The organism is Streptomyces sp. JLBT605, from assembly GCF_058215555.1.
Window position 1 is genome coordinate 2,171,121 of the sequence record NZ_CM177087.1, and the last position, 22,058, is coordinate 2,193,178.

General features: G+C 72.2%; 20 protein-coding genes. 5 read left to right on the top strand and 15 right to left on the bottom strand.

All coding sequences use genetic code 11. From position 1 onward, the window contains the following. Positions 1-39: 39 nt before the first annotated feature. The 9 genes from AC4BDD_RS09730 to AC4BDD_RS09770 all read right to left on the bottom strand — a co-directional run bounded on the left by AC4BDD_RS09730 (position 40) and on the right by AC4BDD_RS09770 (position 8,864). The gene (locus tag AC4BDD_RS09730; RefSeq protein WP_490690588.1) at positions 40-1,038 is read right to left on the bottom strand and encodes a beta-ketoacyl-ACP synthase III; all 999 of its coding nucleotides are present in this window, start codon (positions 1,036-1,038) and stop codon (positions 40-42) included. Beyond that, positions 1,035-2,132 (bottom strand): fatty acid desaturase family protein, encoded by a 1,098-nt coding sequence (locus AC4BDD_RS09735; RefSeq protein ID WP_490690589.1) that lies wholly within the window; start codon positions 2,130-2,132, stop codon positions 1,035-1,037. Before AC4BDD_RS09735 ends, AC4BDD_RS09730 begins: the two co-directional genes overlap by 4 nt. Then, positions 2,129-3,088: a VlmB-like protein gene (locus AC4BDD_RS09740; protein ID WP_490690590.1), complete on the bottom strand. Its 960-nt coding sequence runs from the start codon at positions 3,086-3,088 to the stop codon at positions 2,129-2,131. The genes AC4BDD_RS09735 and AC4BDD_RS09740 overlap by 4 nt, the downstream gene beginning before the upstream one ends. Before the next feature lie 3 nt (positions 3,089-3,091). Continuing rightward, complete coding sequence (locus AC4BDD_RS09745) at positions 3,092-3,646, bottom strand: flavin reductase family protein (RefSeq protein WP_490690591.1); 555 nt, start codon at positions 3,644-3,646, stop codon at positions 3,092-3,094. Next, positions 3,643-4,137 carry a hypothetical protein gene (locus AC4BDD_RS09750; RefSeq protein ID WP_490690592.1) on the bottom strand — a complete coding sequence of 165 codons (495 nt, stop codon included), beginning with the start codon at positions 4,135-4,137 and terminating at the stop codon, positions 3,643-3,645. Before AC4BDD_RS09750 ends, AC4BDD_RS09745 begins: the two co-directional genes overlap by 4 nt. Further along, positions 4,137-4,649 carry a type II toxin-antitoxin system RatA family toxin gene (locus tag AC4BDD_RS09755; RefSeq protein WP_490690593.1) on the bottom strand — a complete coding sequence of 171 codons (513 nt, stop codon included), beginning with the start codon at positions 4,647-4,649 and terminating at the stop codon, positions 4,137-4,139. The genes AC4BDD_RS09750 and AC4BDD_RS09755 overlap by 1 nt, the downstream gene beginning before the upstream one ends. 3 nt (positions 4,650-4,652) lie before the next feature. Then, on the bottom strand, positions 4,653-5,969 hold the full coding sequence (locus tag AC4BDD_RS09760; RefSeq protein WP_490690594.1) for an aspartate aminotransferase family protein: 1,317 nt from the start codon (positions 5,967-5,969) through the stop codon (positions 4,653-4,655). 10 nt (positions 5,970-5,979) lie between these two features. Then, positions 5,980-7,116, bottom strand: coding sequence for an acyl-CoA dehydrogenase family protein (locus AC4BDD_RS09765; protein ID WP_490690595.1), 1,137 nt, complete (start codon positions 7,114-7,116; stop codon positions 5,980-5,982). Positions 7,117-7,202: 86 nt separating this feature from the next. Continuing rightward, complete coding sequence (locus AC4BDD_RS09770; RefSeq protein WP_490690596.1) at positions 7,203-8,864, bottom strand: aldehyde dehydrogenase family protein; 1,662 nt, start codon at positions 8,862-8,864, stop codon at positions 7,203-7,205. 258 nt (positions 8,865-9,122) lie between these two features. Between AC4BDD_RS09770 and AC4BDD_RS09775 the strand changes: the two genes are divergently transcribed. Next, entirely contained in the window at positions 9,123-10,121 is a 999-nt protein-coding gene (locus tag AC4BDD_RS09775; protein WP_490690597.1) for a bifunctional lysylphosphatidylglycerol flippase/synthetase MprF, read from the top strand. Between the two features lie 35 nt (positions 10,122-10,156). Here the strand turns inward: AC4BDD_RS09775 and AC4BDD_RS09780 are convergent, their stop codons facing one another. Together AC4BDD_RS09780 and AC4BDD_RS09785 are read right to left on the bottom strand one after the other, a co-directional pair. Next, complete coding sequence (locus AC4BDD_RS09780) at positions 10,157-10,918, bottom strand: AfsR/SARP family transcriptional regulator (protein WP_490690598.1); 762 nt, start codon at positions 10,916-10,918, stop codon at positions 10,157-10,159. Between the two features lie 372 nt (positions 10,919-11,290). Beyond that, a complete protein-coding gene (locus AC4BDD_RS09785) occupies positions 11,291-13,408 on the bottom strand; it encodes an ABC transporter family substrate-binding protein (protein WP_490690599.1) in 2,118 nt (705 codons plus the stop codon). 341 nt (positions 13,409-13,749) lie between these two features. Here AC4BDD_RS09785 and AC4BDD_RS09790 point away from each other — a divergent pair, with 341 nt between their 5' ends. Genes AC4BDD_RS09790 through AC4BDD_RS09805 form a run of 4 tightly spaced genes read left to right on the top strand, consistent with a single transcriptional unit; the run spans position 13,750 to position 17,670 of the window. Next, entirely contained in the window at positions 13,750-14,031 is a 282-nt protein-coding gene (locus AC4BDD_RS09790; RefSeq protein WP_490690600.1) for an Rv0250c family protein, read from the top strand. Positions 14,032-14,086: 55 nt separating this feature from the next. After that, positions 14,087-14,911: a succinate dehydrogenase subunit SdhC gene (gene sdhC / locus AC4BDD_RS09795; protein WP_490690601.1), complete on the top strand. Its 825-nt coding sequence runs from the start codon at positions 14,087-14,089 to the stop codon at positions 14,909-14,911. A gap of 15 nt (positions 14,912-14,926) precedes the next feature. Then, positions 14,927-16,900 (top strand): fumarate reductase/succinate dehydrogenase flavoprotein subunit, encoded by a 1,974-nt coding sequence (locus AC4BDD_RS09800; RefSeq protein WP_490690602.1) that lies wholly within the window; start codon positions 14,927-14,929, stop codon positions 16,898-16,900. Next, positions 16,897-17,670, top strand: coding sequence for a succinate dehydrogenase/fumarate reductase iron-sulfur subunit (locus tag AC4BDD_RS09805; protein ID WP_490690603.1), 774 nt, complete (start codon positions 16,897-16,899; stop codon positions 17,668-17,670). Before AC4BDD_RS09800 ends, AC4BDD_RS09805 begins: the two co-directional genes overlap by 4 nt. Before the next feature lie 146 nt (positions 17,671-17,816). Here AC4BDD_RS09805 and AC4BDD_RS09810 read toward each other — a convergent pair whose 3' ends face one another. The 4 genes from AC4BDD_RS09810 to AC4BDD_RS09825 form a co-directional block, all read right to left on the bottom strand. Continuing rightward, the gene (locus tag AC4BDD_RS09810) at positions 17,817-20,480 is read right to left on the bottom strand and encodes a SpoIIE family protein phosphatase (RefSeq protein ID WP_490690604.1); all 2,664 of its coding nucleotides are present in this window, start codon (positions 20,478-20,480) and stop codon (positions 17,817-17,819) included. Between the two features lie 197 nt (positions 20,481-20,677). After that, complete coding sequence (locus AC4BDD_RS09815) at positions 20,678-21,106, bottom strand: ATP-binding protein (protein ID WP_490690605.1); 429 nt, start codon at positions 21,104-21,106, stop codon at positions 20,678-20,680. A 74-nt stretch (positions 21,107-21,180) separates the two neighbouring features. After that, a complete protein-coding gene (locus AC4BDD_RS09820) occupies positions 21,181-21,690 on the bottom strand; it encodes a (deoxy)nucleoside triphosphate pyrophosphohydrolase (RefSeq protein ID WP_490690606.1) in 510 nt (169 codons plus the stop codon). A 140-nt stretch (positions 21,691-21,830) separates the two neighbouring features. Continuing rightward, positions 21,831-22,016, bottom strand: coding sequence for an SPOR domain-containing protein (locus AC4BDD_RS09825; RefSeq protein WP_490690607.1), 186 nt, complete (start codon positions 22,014-22,016; stop codon positions 21,831-21,833). Between the last annotated feature and the right edge of the window lie 42 nt (positions 22,017-22,058).

Sequence of the window (22,058 nt, forward strand, 5' to 3'; positions counted from 1 at the left end):
TGGGTGGGTGGGGCGGTGAGGGGCAGGGCCGCCCTGTGCTCACGCGGCCTGGATGTCGGGCCAGCGCAGGGCGCAGGCGCCCCAGGTCAGCCCGCCGCCGAAGGCGGTCAGCAGCACCCGGTCGCCGCGGCGCAGGGTGCCGGCCGCGGCCGCGTCGCCGAGCGCGAGCGGCAGGGAGGCGGCCGCGGTGTTGCCGACGCGGTCGATGTTGACCACGCAGCGCTCCCGTTCGATGGAGAGCCGGTCCGCGACCGCGTGCAGGATCCGCAGGTTCGCCTGGTGTGCGACGAGCAGGTCAGGGCGGCCGCGTGGCCAGCCGGTGCGGGCCAGCACCCCGCGCGCCGAGGCGGACATCCGCTCCACGGCGTTACGGAACACGGCCTTCCCATCCATCCGGAAGTACGGGTCGGCGTGCGGGCCCGCGGTCGGGTGGGGCGCGCGGGAGCCGCCGGTGGGCACGGTGATCAGGTCGCTGCCGGTGCCGTCGCTGCCCAGCTCGAACGGTCCCAGCGCGCCCTCCTCCGCGAGGTCCCCGGCCCGTAGCACCACCGCTCCGGCGCCGTCGCCGAAGATGGCCCGGCCGGACCGGTCGCGCGGATCGAGGATCCGGGAGAAGGTGTCGGCGCCGATCACCAGCACCCGCTCGGCCGTGCCGGCCGCGATCAGCCCGGCGCCGGCGGCCAGTCCGTAGAGGAATCCGGTGCACACCGCGGCCACGTCGAAGGCGGCGACGGTGCCCAGGCCCAGCCGGGAGGCGACCAGCGGCGCGGTGGCCGGGCAGGGCCGGTCCGGGGTGGTGGTGGCCACGATCACCGCGTCCACCGCCGGGGAGCCGGCCGACTTGCACGCCCGCTCGCCGGCCTCGACCGCCAGGTCGGAGGTGGCGACCGAGGGATCGGCGATGTGCCGTCGGGTGATGCCGGTACGGCTGCGGATCCACTCGTCCGAGGTGTCCAGGGTGGCGGCCAGCTCGGCGTTGGTCAGCGCGTACGGGGGGACCCAGGTGCCCAGGCCGCACAGCACCGCGGCCCGGTTCATGACGGCGCGCCCTCCAGCCGGCGCACCTCGCCGCTGACCTCGTCGAGGTGGTCCGCGACCTGCCGGTAGGACTCGATCAGCGACACCTCGACATACGGCAGGCCGCTGCGCAGGCAGAACTCCTTCACCAGCGGCTGGGCCTTGCGCAGGTTGGTGCGCGGCATGGACGGGAAGAGGTGGTGCTCGATCTGGTAGTTGAGGCCGCCGTAGAAGAAGTCGCTGAAGCGGCTGGGCTTGAGGTTGCGCGAGGTGACGACCTGCCGGGTCAGCCAGTCCAGCTCCTCCTTCTCGCCGTCGCGCACCGGCAGCCCCTTGTGGTTGGGGGCGAACATCAGGCCCATGTAGAAGCCGAAGAGCGCCTGGTGGACCAGGAGGAAGACGATCGCCTTGCCGGGCGACAGCACCAGGAAGAGGGCCGCCAGGTATGCCACCAGGTGCAGCGTCAGCACGGTCAGCTCGGCCTTCTTGTACTTCCGCAGGGCGCCCCGGCGGGCGGCGACGAAGCCGGAGATGTGCAGCCGTACGCCCTCCATCATGATCAGCACGAAGAACATCCACGACTGGTGGCGGATCACGAAGCGGGAGAAGGCGCTGGTGCGCTTGGTGCGCTGGGCGGGGTCGAAGATGACCTGGCGGCGCAGGATGTCCGGGTCCATCGACAGGTGGTTGGGGTAGTTGTGGTGCGCGGTGTGGTGGCCCACCCACCAGCCGAAGCTGACTCCGGTGAGCAGATTGCCGTGCAGGTAGCCGATGAGGTTGCTGCCGCGCCGGGTGCGGACGATCTGGCGGTGCCCGGCGTCGTGCCCGATCAGGTCGGTCTGGCCGAAGCACAGGGCGAGGAAGACGGCCACGGCCAGCTGCCACCAGGAGTCGCCGAGCAGCGCGAAGACCGTCCAGCCCGCCGCCAGCAGCACCGCGTTGATGGTGATCTTGTAGGCGTAGTAGCCGGGGCGGGTGTCCATCAGCCCGGCGTCCCTGACGATCCGGGTGATCTCCTCCAGCGTGCCGGTTCCGGCCCCGGGACGAGCGCCGCCGGGCGGCCCGGCCGGGCGGCCCGGCGGGCCGGCCGCTCCGGTGTGGTCCAGGGAGGTCATATCGCCTCCTCCAGCCCCATGTAGGCGAGCCGCTGGCGCTGCATGGTCTCGGCCCACTCGTGCGCGGTGCCCACCCGCTCCTCGACGGTGGTGTCCACCAGGCGCCGGCCGGGCCAGATCTCGTAGTCGCCGGCCAACTCGGCGTGCTCCTCAAGGCCCTGCTGGAAGAGGGTTTCGCGGCGCAGCACCACGTCGGTGGCGGGCAGGTCGGTCCACAGCCGCCGCCCCTTCGTGATCAGCTCCAGGATGCGCGGCTTGTCCTCGGGGTGCTTGAGCAGGTGTTCCCGGGCGATCGAGCTGCCGACCGTCAGGTGCCGGATCTCGTCGATGCCGGCGCCCCGCTCGATGTCGGCGGCGGCCGGGTCGAAGATCCGCCACTTGCGCTCGCTGAGCTCGGCGGCCGGGGCGAGCACCCCCTCGACCAGGATCGTCAGCACCACGACGCCGCCGATGAAGTCGCGCTCGTCGCGCAGCACCTTCAGGCCGAGATCCTCCAGCGGTACCAGGACCGCGGCGCGGTCGGCGCCCGCCAGCCGCTCGATGGCGGGGAACAGCGCGTGCTCCTCGATACCGAGGGCGAGCAGATGGCTCCGGAAGACCATGGCGTGCCGGGCCTCGTCCATCAGCTGGGTGGCGTAGAACTCCATGGTGTCGTTGTCCGGGGCCAGCGCCACCAGGTACGAGATGGCGCGGGTGGCCTTCTCCTCGGCCATGGAGCGGAACGCCAGCTCCTGGGTGAGGGCGTCGTTGAGCGGGCCGGGCCGGCTGGTGACCTCCAGCGGAGTCACGGCCTCGTCGTGGCCGAGCACCCGGCCGCGCAGGGTGCCCTGCGGCACGGCGCGGAACCAGTACTGGAGGTTGCAGGCGGCGGCGGTCAGCTCCAGCTGGGAGGCGCCGGCCACCAGGGAGGGGGCCCGCTCCCAGTCGGCCTCGGCCGGGATGGCGGTGTCGGTCATGGGTCAACTCCTCGTCTCGTCGATGGGCGCGTCGGCGGCCCGGTGCAGGGCTCCGGCGAAGTTGAGCAGTGGGGTGCCGGTGCCCAGGAGCGCGTTGAGCACCCGGGCCAGGACGAGTTCGTGGTCGCCGGCCGGCACCGTCCGCTCGACCCGGCACTCCAGCCAGCCGATGGCGTCGCGTAGCAGCGGCACCCCGTCGGCGGTGCGGCCGTCCCACACATGAGCGCCGGGCCGGTCCAGGCCCTCGCCCCGGTCCGGGGCGGCGAAGTGCCGGGCCAGCGGCTCCTGCCGGTCCGACAGCCCGTTGACCACGAACGATCCGCAGTCCAGCAGGGCGGCCAGGCCCCGGCTGCCGCGGCGCAGCGCCACCGAGACCATCGGCGGCCGCATCGAGGCCAGCGACAGGGTGCTCACCGTCACCCCGTGCACCGTCGCGGCCTCCCCGCAGGTCAGCACCGACACTCCGGTGGCGAACTGCCGGGTCGTGGCGCGGGCGGAGGCGGCGCGGCTCCCGCTCGGCCGGATCACCGGCAGCGGCCGGGTCCCGACCGCCGTCATGTCGTCCTCGCGTCGAGCTGCCGGGCGATCCGGCCCTGGTCGGTGGTCTCGGCCTCGAACTCGCTGCGGAAGCGCTGGTAGGCCGGGTGCGTGACCGGTTCGAAGGCCACGCCGAACGGCTTGAGGAAGTTGCCGAACAGCGCCCGGTCGCCGAACAGGTGGATCGGCAGCGCCAGCAGCGCCCACTCGGCCCCGAACAGCCAGATCCAGGCCAGCGCCACCACGGTCTGGGTGGCCAGGCTGTGCATGGTGTTGTAGAGCACGTAGTAGGTGCGGTGAACCCGCTGGTCGGGCTTGCGGCGGTGGTGGGCGATGGCGCCGGGGATGTAGCCGATCAGGTCGATGTAGAGGAAGAGTCCGACGGCGGGCAGCCACCGCACCTCGTCGAGGTGGGCGAAGAAGAAGGCCACCGCGACCACCAGGCCGAGCCCGTACTCCAGGCGGAGCAGGCGGTAGGTGACCGGGGTCTCGAAGTGGTTCCTGGCGTCCATCAGCTCGCCCTCGCCGTCACCGGGCCGGGGCGGCCGGCGGCGGTGCGCACCGCCCGGGCCAGCGGCTCGTCGCCCACCACGTCCGCGTCTGTGAAGAGGCTGGTGACGACCAGGGCGATGGTCTCCTTGAGCACCCGCTCGGCGACCGGGTCGAGGATGCCGGCCAGGCTCGGGATGCCGAAGTCGAACTCGGCGGCGAACCCGATCAGGCAGCCGGCGCCGTCGGCGGTGATCGCCCAGGTCCCGGAGAAGTCCGCGAAGTCGCCGTCGAGCTGGCGGAAGGCGATGGCCAGGCCGGTGTGGTCGAAGGTGTCGGCCTCGGTCCAGCGCAGGATGCCGTTGCGGAAGTACACCTCCCAGTCGCTCTCCTCCTCCGTCCCACAGATCGCGCGGACGGTCACCGAGCGGACCACCGGCGACAGTTCGGGGTAGCGGGCGAAGTCCTTGATCCGCTGGTATGCCTCGCCGGGCTCGGTCCCGGCGACGCGGATGGTCACAGTCACGCTTCGCATCTGTCAGCCACCTTCTGAGATCGGTGCGTACCGGGCGGCCTGCGCCCGGCAGGCCCGGTCCATCGCCTCGTAGAGGAAGTCCAGGTCGCCGCGGGCGAGCACGGCGGGCGGGGTCAGGCGCAGGACCAGGTGCGAGTTGAGGGAGTGGTTGGCGATGACACCGTGCTGGATCAGCTCGATCAGCAGGTCGCCGGCCGGGCCGGGCTCGGCGAACTCGATGCCCAACATCAGCCCGCGGCCGCGGACCTCGCGGACCGCGTCGCCGAAGTGGCCGCACACGATGCGGCGCAGCACGGTGAGGATCTCCTCGCCCAGCACCCGGGCGCGGGTCACCAGTTCCTCCTCCTTGATGGCCTCGATCGCGCCGCGTGCGGCGGCCATCGCCAGCGGGGCCCCGGAGAAGGTGGAGGTGTGCAGATACGGGTCCTGGTCGAAGGCGGAGAACGCCTGCGGGGTGGCGAGAACGGCGGAGACCGGGACGACGCCGCCGCTGAGGCCCTTGCCGACCAGCAGGATGTCCGGCACCACGCCCTCGGCATCCGCGCCCCACCAGCTGCCCAGCCGGCCCAGGCCGGTCTGGATCTCGTCCAGGACCAGCAGCGCGCCGAACTCGCGGCAGGCGGCGGCGACGTCGGTGAGGTAGCCGGGCGGCGGGATCACCACGCCGGCCTCGCCCTGCACCGGCTCGACGAAGACGCAGGCCCTCCCGGGCACCGCCTCCAGCGCCGCGCGCAGCGCGCCGGCGTCGCCGTAGGGCACATGGGTGGTGCCCGGGAGCAGCGGCCGGAAGGGGTCCTGGAAGACGCTCTTGCCGGTGAGGGTCAGGGCGCCCATGGTCTTGCCGTGGTAGCCGCCCGCGGTGGCGATCAGGTGCGTTCTGCCCTGGGTGCGGGCGAGTTTGATCGCGGTCTCCACGGCCTCGGCGCCCGAGCCCGCGAAGTGCGCCCGGCTCAGCCCCCGGGGGGCCACGGACACCAGTGCGTCGGCGGCGAGCGCGGCCTGCGGCTCCAGGAAGATCCGGGTGGCGACGGGGTGGGAGTGCAGCTGGTCGGTGACCCGGCGGATCACGGTGGGGTGCCGGGCGCCGGTGAGGAAGACGCCGTAGCCGCCGCAGTTGAGGAAGGTACGGCCCTCGCTGGTGGTGACCCAGGCGCCGCTGGAGGCCACCTCGATGTGGCCGCCGAACATCTCGCCCAGGGTGGCGCGGCCCTTGCTCAGCCGCTCGCGGTACAGCCGCCCGAGCGCTTCGCGGCCCGGCTGTCCCTGGGGCGGCCCGTCGGACGCCCCGGCGGACGGGGAGACGGTGGGTGTGACGGTCATCGGCCCCTCCTCAGGCCAGCCGCAGCGGGCTGCCGGCGACGTGCTCCAGGAACGGGGCGGTGAAGGCGGCGCGGGCGGGCGGGTGGAAGGACAGGCCGTGCGAGCAGGCGGCGAGGTAGGCGACGTCGGAGGAGCCGATGAAGGCCATTCCGCCGAGCATCTCCACGGCCCGCTGGACGGTCTCGCCGAGCGCGTCCTGTGCCGCGTAGCGGGCGACCAGCGTCTTGGCGAGCGCGGGGTTGTCCACCTCGCCGTCCATGACCATGCGGGCCACGCCCTCCAGCAGCAGGCCGGCGGTCTCCAGCTTGGCGATCAGGTGGGAGCGGTCGGAGTCGCTGCCCCGGCCCGCGGCGTGCACCCGCTCCACCAGGGCGCTGACCATGCCCAGGTACGAGGCGGAGATGAGCAGTTCGAACCAGATGAAGCCGACCGTCTGGAGCTGGTCCAGCTCGCCGGAGTCCCCCAGCTCGGTGCGCATGATCAGCTGTTCGTCGACGAAGACGTCGGTCAGCCGGACCTCGTCGCTCTCCGCGCCGGCCAGCGCGAGGCTGTTCCAGAACGGGTGGACGGTGATGCCCTCGGTCGCCCGGGGCACCAGCAGCACCGCCATCTGGGAGTCGCCGTCCTCGGTGGGCAGCGCCACGCTCGCGGTCAGCAGGTCCATCGAGCGGGACAGGCTGCACGGCTTCTTCGCGCCGTTGATGGTGAATCCGCCCTCGGCCGGGGTGGCCGTCATGGTGGGGCTCAGGATGCCCTGGGTGGGCCTGCCCTCGGAGAAGCCGGAGGCCACCAGCAGCCGTTGCTCGGCGATGCCCTCCAGCAGCGCCCACTCCATGCCGCTGCTCTTGATGGAGTCGGCGAGGGTGAACAGGGTGGCCACGGAGAAGTGGTGCATGGTCGTGGCGACGGCCAGCGACGGTGAGCGGGCGGCCAGGGCGCGGACCACGGCCAGCGCCTGCAACGGGTCGGCGCCGCCGCCCTGGTACTCCTTGGGGATCACCAGGCCGGGGCCCTTGCAGGCCCGGAAGTGGTCCAGTCCGGGGCTGCCGGGGGCCTCCAGGTCGGTGAGCGGGATGTCGTCGAGATGCTTGAGCAGGCCGGGGAGGAACGCTTCGCAGGTCTCCCGGGCGGCTTCCAGTGAACGCATGGGCTTCCTTGAGGTTCTGGGTCCTGGGTGTGCGGTGCGGGTCGGGCGGTTTCGGCCCGGCGGCCGGAGCCTTGCCGGGCTCCGGCTCAGCGGCCGGAGCCGAAGACGGCGTCGCGCGGGCGCACCCCGGGCGCCGCCACGCTGACCCCCTGGATGTGCGAGGTGCGCAGCGCCGGGTAGTTGGCCTCGCCGAAGACGCCGCCGGTCAGGCCGGTCCCGCCGTGCGTGGGCAGGTAGGGCAGGAATCCGATGTGGGAGTCGTTGACCTTGAGCAGGCCGCCCTTGGTGACCCGGGCGACGAACCGGTCGATCACCGCGCGGTCGCCGGCCCACAGGGAGTTGCGCAGTCCGTAGTCGTTGGTGTTGACCCAGTCGATGAACCGTTCCAGCAGCACCTCGTCGTCGGCCGGTTCGGCGGCGACCACGGGCAGCAGCGGGAAGAAGGTCTCGTGCCGCACGGCCCGCACCTGCCGGGCCTCCTCCAGTCCGCGCACCAGGACCACGGTGGGCTCCAGGAAGATGCCGGTGGAGTCCCGCGTGCCGTCGACCTGCATGGCATGGCCGCCGCAGACCAGTTCGGCCCCGGCCGCCAAGGCGTCGTCCAGGCAGGCGAAGAACTTCTCGTTGCGCAGCACCGGGGTGAGCAGCACCCCCTCGGCGCCGGCGTGCCCGGGCCGGATACGCCCGGCCTGCCGGGCCAGTTCGGCCACCAGCGCGTCGGCGGCCTCGGGGTGGACGAGCACCTGGTTGGGGATCATGCACAGCTGGCCGGAGCCGTAGAAGCTCTCGGTGAGCGCCTCGGCGGCCGCCTCGACATCGGCGTCCTTCCAGACGACCACGACGTCGTTGCCGGCGAGTTCCAGGATCGGCTTCTTGCCCGCGGCGACGCACCGCTGCTGGAAGCGCAGGCCCATCTCGCTGCTGCCGAAGTACATGATGTCGTCGACGTGCGGGCTCTCCAGCCAGCTGCCCAGCATGGGCGCCGGGTCGCCGCAGACCACGCCGAGGGTGCCGGGCGGGGCCCCGACCTCGTCCAGTACCGGGGCCACCACCTCGTGCAGCACGTACATCACGCCGAGCGGGGCGCTGCGCGGGGCGCGGACGACCAGCGCGTTGCCCGCGAAGATGGCGGTGACGCCGAGCAGGGCGCTGGAGAGCGGGGCGTTCTGCGGCGGGTTGAGGCACACCACGCCGTCGGCCTGCCGGCGTACGGAGATCTCCCGGACACCGTGCCGGAACCGCTGGAGCAGCTGGGAGCGGTAGAAGCCGAGCGACTCGGGGCCGAAGCACTCCAGCATCCCGGAGACCTGCCAGCGGGCCAGCGCCAGCGGGTGGCCCTCCCGCACCAGGATCTCGGTGATCTCCTCGGCCCGGTCGGCGAGCCGTTCCGCCAGCAGCGCCCCGAACTGGTCGAGCCGGATGTCCAGGTCGGTCGCGGACCACTCGGCGGTGGCGCGGGCGGCGGCCTCCAGCGCCTGCTCCACGGTCTCCCGGTCCGCCTTGGCGACCCGGCCGACGATGGTGGGCGGCAGTGGTCCGGCGGGCAGCCGGCCCTGCTCCAGCTTCCGCTTGAGGGTGAGGTTGGCGAAGGCGTCGTCCAGCAGGGCGGCCGCGTCGACGACGTAGACCCATTCCGCGCCGGGGATGCTCTTCCCGTCGACGTAGGAGAGGTACGTCCGCGCGCCCGGTGCGAGCTGGACGTCCTCCACAGGGTGCGCGGGCGCTGCCGCCCACTGGGTTCCGGTCACGCGTTCCCCCCACATCACATTCTGCTGCGCGTCGTCCGGCCGGGCGGATTTCCCCCGGACCGGTGTGAAGCAATCTGGCAGGAGGGTCTGAGAAGGGCCTGAGACGGCGCTGATACGGGCTCGTCAGCGATATGGAAGCGCGGCGGCCCACCCTGCGGGGGACGGCGGCGCGTGCCCTTCGCATGGACCGCGCCGAGTGAATGCCGAAGTGAATGCCGAAGTGAATCAAGTGACATGCCGTGACGACAGGGGAGCGCGATGTCCACAGCCGAGGAAACGGTCGCTTTCGACTCCGTACTGCGCGACTTGCGTGCGCACGCCGAGAATCCGAGCGCTTTCCTCGCGCTGAACTCCGGGAACGAGTACTTCACCGCGCCCGGTGTGGAAGGGCTTGCGGCCTACCGGCGGGCGGGTCGGTATCTGATCCAGTTCGGCGGGGTGTTCGGGCCCGAAGGCGATCAGGAGAAGCTGCTGGGCGCGTTCGTGGAATTCGCGCGCGAGCGGCGCTGCCGGGTGGCGGCGATCCAGCTCCAGCGCGCCGACGCCGACCTTTACGCGCGGTGCGGTTTCACGGTCAACCAGGTGGGCTCCTCCTATGCGGTGCACCTTCCCGATTTCACCCTCAAGGGCTCGAAGTTCATGAAGCTGCGCAACAAGATCTCCCGGGCGAAGCGCAGCGGCCTGGACGTCGCGGAGGTGGCCTTGGCGGACGTCGCCGGCGAGGTCGAGGCCATCGACGGGCGGTGGCTGCGGAGCAAGGGGCGGCACGTCAAGGAGATCGAGTTCCTGGTCGGCCAGTGCGGCGGCCCGGCGCAGCCGCAGCGGCGGCTGTTCGTGGGGCGGCTGGACGGCACGGTGGCCGCCTACATCTCCTACTCCCCCGCCTTCGGCTCACGCTCCGGCTGGCTGCACGACCTCAGCCGCCGGGCGCCGGAGGTGTCCCCGGGCGTGATGGAGGCGATCAACCTGCGGGCCATGGAGACGTTCCGGGCGGAGGGCGCGCAGTGGCTGCACTTCGGTTTCACGCCGTTCACCGGCCTGTCGCCGGAGTGCGAGGTGGCCGCGGCCAGCCCGGTGACGGGCCGGTTCATGCGCTTCCTCGCGGACCACGGCGAGAAGGTGTACCCGTCGGCGAGCCAGCTGGCCTACAAGGAGAAGTGGGGCCCGCAGCTGGTGCTCCCCGAGTACCTGGCCTTCCACGGCCGCGCGCGCTTCGGCGCGATCTGGCAGATCCTGCGGGTGACCAAGTCGGTGTGATCGGGGCCGGGCCGACGCGCGGCCCGGCCCCGCCGTCAGTGCGGCACCGGGTCCTGGCGCAGGATCTCGTGGAACCTGGCGCGCAGCGCCTGCCCGGGTTCCAGGCCCAGCCCCTGGGAGAGCCGCTGCCGGGTGCGGTGGTAGGCGTCGAGCGCCTCGGCCTGCCGCCCGGAGCGGTACAAGGCGGTGATCAGCTGCTCGCAGAACCGTTCCCGCAGCGGGTACTGGGCGTGCAGCTGCTCCAGCTCGGTGACGACCTGGCGGTGCAGGCCCAGCCGGAGCCGGGCGTCGAAGAGGTGCTCGTACGCCGTGAGCCGGGTCTCGGTGAGCCGCGCGTACGCCATGCGGCACAGCATGCCCTGGCCGGTGTCGAGCAGCGCGGGCCCGCGCCACAGGCCCAGGGCCTGGTTGAGCAGCCGGACCGCGCCCGCCGGGTCGGTCTCGTGGACCGCCGAGGCCAGCCGGGTCAGATCGCAGAAGTGCGAGGCGTCGATCTCGCTTTCCGGCAGGACCAGCAGATACCCGAAGCTGGAGGTGCGGATCAGGTCGCGCAGGCAGTCCTTCCCGGTGCTGGCCGCGAGGATACGGCGGAGCCGGGCGATGTGCCCGTGCAGGGAGTTCTCGGCGTTACGAGGTGGCTCCTCCCCCCAGAGTTCGTCGATCAGGTCATTCCGTGAGACGGGTTGATTGGGTGTCAGGGCGAGTACGGCGACTATCGCGCGCAGCTTCTCGCCGGGGATCTTCACCGAGATGTGGTCGTCCGTCATCTCAAGAGATCCGAGCAGATGGATTTTCATTTCTTCCGCTCCCTGGAATCAATGCAAGGAGGCGCGTTCGCGCGGCAGTCAGACGACGTGCCCCCCAGGCCACCGCCAGAACGCGTGCAAGGAATTCGGCGTGTGATGAGTCACGCCCGACAACAGAGCCGGATGCGCGGCTGAAGACCAACCGGGGTCAGGTGCCGGCGAACCGAAGCGAAAGAAGAGAGATACGGCATCGGCCGGGTCGGGCGACTGGATGAGATCGCCCGACTGTTTCGCCGAGATCCATTTCGGACCGCTGCGTACAGCGGTCGGATACCCCCGTGATATGCATGGATGCAGGCTAATTCCCCCTCTTGTCCGGGTCAACGACCCTGCGGTGGCCGGTTTCCGATGGCCGGTTACCGGTTACTTCAGGAAGCCGATGTCCTGATAGCGGGGAGTGGAGAATCCGAACGCGCCAGCATTGGCCACATCCTTACGGACCGCGACCAGCTCCGGGCGCTGGAAGAGCGGAATCGAGCCCGCGACCGCCCAGATCCGGGCATCGGCCCGGCTGACCAGCCTGCGCGCCGCGGACTCGTCGAGCTCGGCCGCCGCCTGGTCGAAGAGCTGGTCGATCTGGTCCGTGCCGACCCGGGTGTAGTTCTGCTCCACGGTCAGCGAACCGTCCGCCGCCGGCTGCGGCTTGGCGAAGACCGGCCGGGCATCGGTGGCCGGGAAGGCGGTGGCGGGCCAGGAGTAGAGGGCGAGGTCGAAGTCGCCGGCGGCGATGTGGCCGGAGAAGTAGTCGGCGTCCTTCACCTTGGTGATCTCGGTGCCGACACCGATCCGCTCCAGCATCGCGGCGATCCGCTCGCCGACGGTGCGCAGCGGCGCGGAGCCCGGTCCGGAGGGCAGCACGAACCGCAGGGTCAGGCTCTTGCCCTTCCTGGTGCGGGGCGGGACTCCGCCGCGGGCGCCCGGCCGGCCCTCCGGTTCCTGCCCGGCCGCGGGCTTGCGCCCGGCGCCGGGCCCGGCCTTGGCCTCCGTCTTGTCCGCCGTCTTGGCCGCCTTCTCGGCCCCGGGCCCGGCCTCGGTCTTGGCCTCGGTTCCGCCCTGGCTCTTGGCCTCGGGCTTGCCCTCGGCGTGCTCCTCGGTCTTGCCGTCCACCGTCCTGGGGTGGCCGTGACCGGCCGCTTCCTGCCAGCCGGCGTCGGCCAGCAGCGCCTGCGCGGCCCGGAGGTCGGAGCTGCCCAGGGCACCGCTGTGGTCCTCGTAACCGCGCTGGCCGGACATGAGCAGATGGCTGCCGAGCGGCCTGGCGGGGAGCCCGAGGGGACGCAGTACGCTCTCCGCCAGCTCCCGCCGGTCGATGGCCCGGGCCACCGCGTGGCGCACCCGCTCGTCGGCCAGTGGGCCGTCGGTGCCGTTCAGGGCCAGCTGGGTGTAGGCCGGTTCCAGCGCCTTGCGCACGGCCAGCTTGGAGAAGACTCTGTCCTCGGCCCGCTTCCCGGCGGCCCCGGCCGGGGCGCCGTGCTGCCCGCCCTGGGCACCCTCACCACCCCGCCCGGCGGCGGGCGACGCGGCGGGCGAGGCGACAGGCGACGCGGCAGGCGAGGCGGTCCGCGCGGCACCAGAGGCCGGGGCGGACGGCGAGCGCGCGTCCCGCTTGTTCTTCGCCTCGGTGGCGTCCATGATCCGGGCGGCGTCGGCCGGGCCGACCTCCGCCAGGTCGATCTTCCCGGCGGTCAGCGCGGCACTACGCCGGTGGAGCGGTACGGCGGTGAAGACCAGCTTGTCCAGGCGGGCGGGCTCGCCCCACCAGCGGGGGTCGCGGGCGAGGGTGACGGAGTGGCCGGAGGTGGCGTGGATGGAGAAGGGGCCGGCGGTGGCCGGCAGGTCGGTGCGCGACCTGTCGTTGAAGGCGTCCGGATTGGCCATCACGGCCCGCGGGTACAGCGGTGTGAACAGCGCGCGCCAGTCGGCGTACGGCTTGGCGAAGGTGACCTTGACCTCGCCCTTGTCCCGACCCTTCTCGATCTTCACGATGCGGTCGTAGCCCGCGTTGCGCGCGGCTCCGAAGGCGCTCCTGCCGCCGCGCAGGGCCTTCCACTGGGCGACGAAGTCGGTGATCCCGATCGGCCGGCCGTCGTTCCAGACCGCCTTGGGGTTGAGGCGGTAGACGACGACCTGCCGGGGCTCGCTCGCCACGATGTGCGCCGAGCGCAGATAGTCGGAGTTGAGGTGCGGACGGCCGCGGGCGTCGAGCGTGAACAGCGCGGGCAGCACCGCGCCCGCGATCCGCTCGGTGCCCTCGTCGGCATCGGTCTGGAAGGCGTTGAGGGTGACGGGCCGGGCATCCAGCGCCCAGCGCAGAGTGCCGCCGTCGCGCAGCCGGCCGCGGTCCGCCGGGGCCAGGTCCCGGGCCGCGGCGGCCGTCGGCCGTGGGGCGCGGTGATCCGAGCTGCAGCCGGTCAGCACGGGCAGCGGCAGGATCACCCCCGCGGTGAGCAGCGCGGCGCAGCGTCGCGTGTCGAGGGACATGGCTCGTACCTCCGGGAAGTGACCGCTTCTGCTTTTGTCAGCTTTTGCGGCTCATCGGATATACCGCTCACCCACTGAAGGCGATGGGTCGGCCGACAGCGCGACGACACGGCGACGGCGCGGCCAAGGCCACCTGGACGGCCCAACGCCGGCCCGACGGCCGCGCCGCGCGCTCCGGGCGCACGTCGGCGCATTCACGCCGGTCGCTCTCCGCAATCACGGCATGTCTCTTCCCAATCCCGACATCGAGGCGCCACACTCGCTGTCGCTGAAGCGTCGCCACCCACTCCCTCCTCAGTCCTCTTGACCGGGGAGGGCCCCCGCGGAGGTGAGGACAAGTCATGACCAGACAAGAGGACTTGACAGCAGCTCAGCGCTGCCTGGACGACTTCGACCGTGCCGTCACGCGCCTGGAGCAGCAGGTGGGCAGCGGTCTGGAGATCAGGCGGGTCCGTACCGACAGCAGTCACCTGCGCGAGAGCCTCACCCTGTTGCGCGAGTCCACGCCCGGCGAGCCACCGCGACCGGAGATCGTCACCATCCCGGACGCGCCCTACGACGCCACCCTGTGGACCGACGCGGACGACGAAGGGCTCGGCGTGCGGGACCGGCACGCCCCCTGACTCCGGGCCGACCGGCAGCCCCCGACCCCACACCACTCCACAGCGGAGTCAAGACTTGGCCACTACCGAACACCCCGCCCCTCAGCCGACACACGGCGTACACGATCCATCACGGGCGGCGATCCCCGACCGCCACCTGCGGACGGACCGCTGGTGGCTGCTGCCGGCGGGCACCGTCGCCGGACTGCTCGCCTTCATCGTCTACTCCACCTGGCGCGCCTTCGCCGATGCCGACTACTACGACGCGCCCTACGTCTCGCCGTTCTACTCGCCCTGTCTGGCGGACCGCTGCCAGACCATGCGCTCGGGTCCCAACTGGGACCTGTTCGGCAGCTGGTGGGGGCTCTCCCCCGCGCTGCTGATCCTGATCTTCCCGCTCGGCTTCCGGCTGACCTGCTACTACTACCGCAAGGCGTACTACCGGGGCTTCTGGTCCTCGCCGCCGGCCTGCGCGGTCGCCGAGCCGCGCGCCCGCTACACCGGTGAGACCCGCTTCCCGCTGATCTGGCAGAACTCCCACCGCTACTTCTTCTACGCCGCGGTGCTGGTCGCCGGGATCCTCACGTACGACACCGTGCTCGCCTTCCGGGACGAGACCTACGAGTGGGGCCACATGGGTCTGGGCACCCTGGTCTTCCTCGTCAACATCGTGCTCATCTGGGCCTACACCCTCTCCTGCCACTCCTGCCGGCACGTCATCGGCGGACGGCTCAAGCACTTCTCCCGGCACCCGGTGCGCTACCGGCTGTGGGGCTGGGTGGGCCGGCTCAACGGCCACCACGCCAAGCTCGCCTGGGCCTCGCTGATCAGCGTCGCCCTCGCCGACTTCTACGTCTATCTGCTGGCCTCGGGCGCCTTCGACGATCCGCGTTTCTTCTAGGAGGGGTAGCGTCCAATGACGCGCATCGAACGACAGGCGTGGGACGTGGTGGTGGTCGGCGCCGGCGGCGCCGGACTGCGGGCCGCGATCGAGGCCCGCGAGCAGGGCATGCGCTGCGCGGTGATCTGCAAGTCGCTGTTCGGCAAGGCCCACACCGTGATGGCCGAGGGCGGCATCGCGGCCAGCATGGGCAACGTCAACGCGGGCGACAACTGGCAGGTGCACTTCCGCGACACCATGCGCGGCGGCAAGTTCCTCAACAACTGGCGGATGGCCGAGCTGCACGCCCAGGAGGCGCCCGAGCGGGTGTGGGAGCTGGAGACCTGGGGCGCGCTCTTCGACCGCACCGCGGACGGCAGGATCTCGCAGCGCAACTTCGGCGGCCACGAGTATCCGCGGCTGGCGCACGTCGGGGACCGCACCGGCCTGGAGCTGATCCGCACCCTCCAGCAGAAGATCGTCTCCCTCCAGCAGACCGACCGCGACCGGCTCGGCGACTACGAGGCCGGGCTGAAGGTCTTCCAGGAGTGCACCGTCACCCGCGTCCTGAAGTCCGAGGACGGCCGGGTCGCCGGGGTCTTCGGCTACGAGCGGGAGTCCGGCCGCTTCTTCGTGCTGGAGGCCCCGGCCGTGGTGCTGGCCACCGGCGGCATCGGCAAGTCCTTCAAGGTGACCTCCAACTCCTGGGAGTACACCGGGGACGGGCACGCGCTGGCGCTGCTCGCCGGCGCGCCGCTGATCAACATGGAGTTCGTGCAGTTCCACCCCACCGGGATGGTCTGGCCGCCGTCGGTGAAGGGCATCCTGGTCACCGAGTCGGTGCGCGGCGACGGCGGGGTGCTGCGCAACAGCGACGGCAAGCGCTTCATGTTCGACTACATCCCCGAGGTCTTCAAGGAGAAGTACGCCCAGACCGAGGAGGAGGGCGACCGCTGGTACGAGGACCCCGACCACAACCGCCGCCCGCCCGAGCTGCTGCCCCGCGACGAGGTGGCCCGGGCCATCAACTCCGAGGTCAAGGCAGGTCGTGGCTCGCCGCACGGCGGAGTCTTCCTGGACGTCTCCACCCGGATGCCGGCCGAGACCATCAAGCGGCGGCTGCCGTCCATGCACCACCAGTTCAAGGAGCTGGCGGACGTCGACATCACCGCTGAGCCGATGGAGGTCGGCCCGACCTGCCACTACGTGATGGGCGGGGTCGCCGTCGAACCGGACACCGCGGCCGCCGTCGGCGTGCCCGGCCTCTTCGCGGCCGGTGAGGTCGCCGGCGGCATGCACGGCTCCAACCGGCTGGGCGGCAACTCCCTCTCCGACCTGCTGGTCTTCGGCCGCCGGGCCGGCCTGCACGCGGCCCGGTACGCCTCCGAGGCCACCGCGGCGGACGCCGGCATGCCGGTGCCGAGGGAGGCGGAGGTGGACGCGGCGGCGGCGGAGGCGCTGCGCCCGTTCAGCGCCGAGGGCCCGGCCGGCGCCACCGCTGATGCTGCCGGTGGTTCCGCCGCCGGGCCGGCCGAGAACCCGTACACCCTCCACCAGGAGCTCCAGCAGTCCATGAACGACCTGGTCGGCATCATCCGGCGGGCCGAGGAGATGGAGGAGGCGCTGCGCCGGCTGGCCGCGCTGCGGGTCCGCGCCCGCCGGGCCGGGGTCGAGGGCCACCGGCAGTTCAACCCCGGCTGGCACCTGGCGATCGACCTGCGGAACATGCTGCTGGTCAGCGAGTGCGTCGCCCGGGCCGCGCTGGAACGCACCGAAAGCCGCGGCGGGCACACCCGGGACGACTGCCCGGGCATGCAGCGCGAATGGCGCCGCGTCAACCTGGAGTGCCGACTGGCCGACCCCTCGGGCGACCTCACCGCGGCCGACCCCGAGCGCGGGCAGATCCGGCTGCGGCGCGCCGAGACCCCGCCCATCCGGCGCGATCTGCTGGAGCTGTTCGAGAAGGACGAGCTGGTGAAGTACCTGACCGACGAGGAGCTGAGCCAGTGACGGCGTACGAGGCGCACTTCAGGGTGTGGCGCGGGGACAGCGACGGGGGCGAGCTCGGCGACTTCCGCGTCGAGGTGCACGACGGCGAGGTCGTGCTGGACATCGTCCACCGGCTGCAGGCCACCCAGGCCCCGGACCTTGCTGTCCGGTGGAACTGCAAGGCGGGCAAATGCGGTTCGTGCAGCGCGGAGATCAACGGCCGGCCGCGGCTGTTGTGCATGACCCGGATGTCGGTGTTCGACCGGGCGGAGACGATCACCATCACTCCGCTGCGCGCCTTCCCCGTCGTCCGCGACCTGGTCACGGACGTGTCCTTCAACTACCTCAAGGCGCGCGAGGTGCCGGCCTTCGTCCCGCCCGCCGACCTGGGCCCGGGCGAGTACCGGATGGCGCAGGAGGACGTGGGCCGCTCCCAGGAGTTCCGCAAGTGCATCGAGTGCTTCCTGTGCCAGGACACCTGCCATGTGGTGCGGGACTTCGAGGAGAACAAGAAGTCCTTCGCCGGCCCGCGCTTCCTGATGCGGGTGGCCGAGCTGGACATGCACCCGCTGGACGCCGCGGCCGACTCCGGCCTGGACCGCAAGCGCACCGCGCAGGAGGAGCACGGGCTGGGCTACTGCAACATCACCAAGTGCTGCACCGAGGTCTGCCCGGAGGGCATCAAGATCACTGACAATGCGCTGATCCCGCTCAAGGAGCGGGCGGTGGACCGCAAGTACGACCCCCTGGTGTGGCTGGGCAACAAGATCCGCCGCCGCGACCCCTCATAACCGGTCCTCAACCGCCGACGGGCTGAGAAGACCGAGCACAGGCCGGCACATTCAGCCCGTCCGGCGATTGAGGACCGGGGGTCCCCCCGGACGAAGTCTGGGGGAGGGTCTGGGGCGGAGCCCCAGCTCTAAGACGACTCGCACCGTCAGAACAGGCTGAGCAGCGCCTCGACCGAGTCCGGGCCCGCCGACCCCCCATCCGGCAGCGCCAGCTCGAACCACACCGTCTTCCCGCGCGGCGTCCTCCGGCTGCCCCAGCCCATGCTGAGCAGGCCGACCAGCTGGAGGCCGCGGCCGCCCTCGTCGGTGTCCCGGGCGCGGCGGCGGCGGGGCTGGACCAGCCCGCCGTCCCACACCTCGCAGACCAGCGTGCGGTCCAGCAGCAGCCGCAGCCGGATCTCGCCGCCCTGCTTGGCCGGTGGCAGGCCCACCTCGCCGTACCGCAGGGCATTGGTCACCAGCTCGCTGACCAGCAGTTCGGTGGTGTCGGCCAGGTCTTCAAGGCCCCAGTCCTGAAGCTGGCGGCGGGCCAGTTCGCGGGCCCGGCCGACCGACCGGGGTTCGCTGGGCAGCCGCCAGTCGCCGACCCGGTCCTCCGGCAGGCCCCGGACGCGGGCCATCAGCAGGGCGATGTCGTCCTCGCCGTGGTGGGTGTCGAGGGCGTCCAGCACGTGGTCGCAGACGTCCTCCAGCGAGCCCTCCGGTCGGCCGACGGCGGCCTCGGCCGGGGCGGAGGTGGTCAGCGCGGTGCGGAATGCCTGGAGGCCCTCGTCCAGGGCGTGGTCACGGGACTCGACCAGGCCGTCGGTGTAGAGGGCGAGCAGGGCCCCGTCGGGGAGTTCGACCTCCAGCTCCTCGAAGGGTTCGCCGCCGACCCCCAGCGGCATGCCGGGCGGTACGTCCATCAACACGGCGGACTTCCCCGGCTCGACCAGCACCGGCGGCAGATGGCCGGCGTTGGCGAAGGTGCAGCGCCTGGTCACCGGGTCGTAGACGGCGTAGACGCAGGTCGCCAGGTACACCTCGGAGAGGTCGGCCGGGCCCTCGGTGCCGGCCGGGCCGGGGCGCTGGGCCCGGCCGGCGGAGCGGCCGCCGGTCCGCGCGCTGCCAGGGGTGCCCAGTCCGCGGGCGATCTCGTCCAGCGCGGAGAGCACCTCCGCGGGCTCCAGGTCGAGCAGGGCGAGGGTGCGTACCGCGGTGCGCAGTTCGCCCATGGCGACGGCGGCCCGCAGGCCGCGGCCCATCACGTCGCCGACCACCAGGGCGGTGCGGTGGCCGGGCAGTTCGATCACGTCGAACCAGTCGCCGCCGACCTCGGTGGCCTCGTTGCCCGGCTGGTAGCGGCAGGCGATGTCCAGGCCGGCCGCCTCGGGGTCGCCCGGGGGCAGCAGGCTGCGCTGGAGGATCAGCGCGCGCTCGTGCTCCCGGCGGTAGAGGCGGGCGTTGTCGATGGAGACGGCGGCGCGGGCGGCCAGCTCCACGGCGAGCGCGGTGTCCCGCTCGCCGAACGGCTCGCTGCCCTTGGCGCGGGAGAACTGCGCCAGCCCGACGACGGTGTCCCGGGCGACCATCGGCACCACCAGGGTGGACTGCAGGACGGCGCCCAGCTCGGGCCCCTCGCCGCCTTCCCGCCCCGCGACGACCCGGGCCTGGGCGGTGCGCAGCGCCCCGGCGCAGGGTGAGTTGAAGGGGTAGCGGTGGACCTCGCCGACCTGGACGGGCTTTGCCGCGGCCGCCTCGCCGGCCTCGCCCGCTCGGGGACAGTGGTCGAAGATGGCGACCGGCCCGTCGGAGACGGCGCTGGCGAAGGCGACCCGGCGCAACTCGGCGCTGCCGTCGGCGAGTCCGGGCGGCGCCTCGTCCCCGGCGAGCAGGCCCTGGTAGAGGTCGACCGAGGCCAGGTCGCAGAATTGCGGCACGGCGACGGCCAGGAGTTCGCGGGCGGTGGTCTCCAGGTCGAGGGAGGTGCCTATTCGGGCGCCGGCGTCGTTGAGCAGGGCCAGGTTGCGGCGTACGCCGGCGGCCTCCAGCTCGGCGCGGCGGCGGCCGGTGACGTCGGTGCCGAATCCGGCGACGCCGATCGGGCGGCCGGAGCCGCCGTGCAGCCGGTAGAGGGAGATCGTCCAGCGGCGCCGCTCGGGGCTGGTGGGGACGTTGCCGAACACCGGCATGTCCGTCACCGACTGGCCGGTGTCCAGGACTTGGCGGATGGCGGCGCTCAGCCGGTCGGCCTCGGTGCGCGGCAGTACGTCCTCGGGGAGCTGCCCGCGGAAGCTGTCGGCGGGGCGGCCGAAGACCGTCGCGAAACGCTCGTTGACCCGGAGCATCCGCAGGTCTGTACCACAGAAGAAGAACGCTTGCGGAGATTGACCGAAAACGGCCTGCGAAGCGGCGAGGTCGGTTTCCAGTCGGCGCAGTGAACGCACGTCCACCACGAGGCAGAGCGCGGCCCGTTCCCCCTCGTCCGTCTCGGACGGCATCACGAAGATCTCCGCCAGTCCGGTCGGGCCGGAGTCCGGGTCCTGGTCCGCGTGGCGGTAGGGCACCAGGCCGGTCCACTCCCGGCCGTCGAGGATCTCGGTGACCTTGCGGTGGCCGGTGGCGCGCAGCTCGGCCGGGACGAACGCCTCGACCGGGTCCTTCCCGATGGCCTGGCGCGCCGTCAGTCCCAGGAGTTCCGCGGCGCGTTGGCTCCAGCCGGTGATCCTGCCGTCCGGTCCGAGGGAGAAGGACGCCACGCGGATGTAGTCGTATATCGACCCGGGCGGGCTGGACTGCCATATCGGTGAAGAACTGGTGTCGTCGGGCATTTGCGCCCCCGCTGACCTCTCGCTCACGCGCCCGTCCCCTCCGGCTCAGGTCTCGGACCGGCCTCAGACAGCCGAGTATCCAGCACCTCGGCTATCCGGAGCACGCCCTTCACGATCACAGCACGGTCTCATCCCACACTCCGGTTCCCGTGTTCTGCAATCGCTTCCCCCTAATAAGCGCAACGTTCGACAATCTCCTAACCCGGGACGGCCAGCTCGAACCACACCGTTTTCCCGGTCTTGCCGCGCCGTGTCCCCCAGCGGCGGGAGGCGCAGGCCACCAGCTGGATGCCGCGGCCGCCCTCGTCGTCGGCGGTGACGTCGCGCCTGCGCGGCGGGTCCTCCAGCGGGTCGGAGACCTCGACCAGCAGCACCGCGCCCTCGGGGGTGCGGCGGTGGCGCAGCCGGACCCCGATCGGGGCGCTGGCGTACCGCAGGGAGTTGGTGACCAGTTCGCTGACGAGCAGCACGGTCATGTCGCTGACCGAGCGCAGGCCCCATTCGAGCAGGGTGGCGCGGACGAGCTCCCGGGCCGTCCGTACGGTGCCGGGCTCGGCGGGGAAGGTCCATTCGGCGAAGCCGGGGGTGGACGTCACCGCGTTGGCACCGTCACTCACGCCGACCACTTCCGTCACCACGCACGCCGGCCCCGCCGGACTCCGTCGTCTTGCGCTCGGCCTTCCGGCTTCGGGGAGGATATTCAGGACATACCCGATATTTGGGGTCTACTACCGTCCTGATGCCGCTCCGGTTGCCCTGATGACGCGTTCGGCGTACCCGCCGCTTTGCGCGACGCGGGATCCGCCGGTCGCGCACCCCCGCCCGCCAGGCGGCGCATCACCTCGGCCACCGCGGGCCGGTCCGCCTCCAGCCAGTCGACCTCGTCGGCCGCCTCCGGGGCGAGCCAGCGCAGCCGGTCGTGGTCCTGCAGCGGGGCGGGCACCCCGGAGCGCAGCACCGCCGTCCACACCTGGAGCACATACCCCGGCTTCACCGGCCACTGGCCCGGCAGCGCCTCCACTGGCTCGACCTCGACGCCCAGCTCCTCACGCAGCTCTCTCACCAGCGCCTGCGGGGCCGTCTCGCCCGGCTCGCACTTGCCCCCGGGCAGCTCCCAGCGGCCGGCCAGCTCGGCCGGCGCGCTGCGCCGGGCGGCCAGCAGCCGCCCCTGGTCGATCACCGCTCCGCCCACCACCACACGCACCGTCATGCGCCGACCCTACGGCAGGCCGCCCGGCGCGCGGGCGGCACGACCGAGGGGTGCCCGGTGGTCTCGCCGTGAAACCGACGAGACCCCCGGACACCCCTCACAAAGCCGCGCACCCCGGCGCGCGGGCCTCACAAGGAGGCTCACGCACCGGGGTGCGGGGCGGCGGTCCGTTCGACGACGTACAGCTGCTGGTGACCGCTGGCGTGGAGCCGGTCGGCGACCTCTTCGGCCTCGCCCCGGGTCGCATAGCGCCCCACGCGGTACCGGTTGCCGTTGTCGTCCTGACGGATGACGAGCCATGGCAGGACGGCGCCGCTGTCACTCATCGCAGTGTCCCCTCCGCTGTGTTCGCGCGCGCTCCGGCGTAC

Bases quoted from the DNA above. Each gene is read 5' to 3' on its own strand.
- AC4BDD_RS09825 (WP_490690607.1), bottom strand. From the start codon at position 22,016: ATGAGTGACAGCGGCGCCGTCCTGCCATGGCTCGTCATCCGTCAGGAC.
- AC4BDD_RS09735 (WP_490690589.1), bottom strand. From the start codon at position 2,132: ATGACCTCCCTGGACCACACCGGAGCGGCCGGCCCGCCGGGCCGCCCG.
- AC4BDD_RS09785 (WP_490690599.1), bottom strand. From the start codon at position 13,408: ATGTCCCTCGACACGCGACGCTGCGCCGCGCTGCTCACCGCGGGGGTG.
- AC4BDD_RS09800 (WP_490690602.1), top strand. From the start codon at position 14,927: ATGACGCGCATCGAACGACAGGCGTGGGACGTGGTGGTGGTCGGCGCC.
- AC4BDD_RS09755 (WP_490690593.1), bottom strand. From the start codon at position 4,649: ATGCGAAGCGTGACTGTGACCATCCGCGTCGCCGGGACCGAGCCCGGC.
- AC4BDD_RS09780 (WP_490690598.1), bottom strand. From the start codon at position 10,918: ATGAAAATCCATCTGCTCGGATCTCTTGAGATGACGGACGACCACATC.
- AC4BDD_RS09740 (WP_490690590.1), bottom strand. From the start codon at position 3,088: ATGACCGACACCGCCATCCCGGCCGAGGCCGACTGGGAGCGGGCCCCC.
- AC4BDD_RS09745 (WP_490690591.1), bottom strand. From the start codon at position 3,646: ATGACGGCGGTCGGGACCCGGCCGCTGCCGGTGATCCGGCCGAGCGGG.
- AC4BDD_RS09810 (WP_490690604.1), bottom strand. From the start codon at position 20,480: ATGCCCGACGACACCAGTTCTTCACCGATATGGCAGTCCAGCCCGCCC.
- AC4BDD_RS09760 (WP_490690594.1), bottom strand. From the start codon at position 5,969: ATGACCGTCACACCCACCGTCTCCCCGTCCGCCGGGGCGTCCGACGGG.
- AC4BDD_RS09820 (WP_490690606.1), bottom strand. From the start codon at position 21,690: ATGACGGTGCGTGTGGTGGTGGGCGGAGCGGTGATCGACCAGGGGCGG.
- AC4BDD_RS09775 (WP_490690597.1), top strand. From the start codon at position 9,123: ATGTCCACAGCCGAGGAAACGGTCGCTTTCGACTCCGTACTGCGCGAC.
- AC4BDD_RS09730 (WP_490690588.1), bottom strand. From the start codon at position 1,038: ATGAACCGGGCCGCGGTGCTGTGCGGCCTGGGCACCTGGGTCCCCCCG.
- AC4BDD_RS09750 (WP_490690592.1), bottom strand. From the start codon at position 4,137: ATGGACGCCAGGAACCACTTCGAGACCCCGGTCACCTACCGCCTGCTC.
- AC4BDD_RS09790 (WP_490690600.1), top strand. From the start codon at position 13,750: ATGACCAGACAAGAGGACTTGACAGCAGCTCAGCGCTGCCTGGACGAC.
- AC4BDD_RS09765 (WP_490690595.1), bottom strand. From the start codon at position 7,116: ATGCGTTCACTGGAAGCCGCCCGGGAGACCTGCGAAGCGTTCCTCCCC.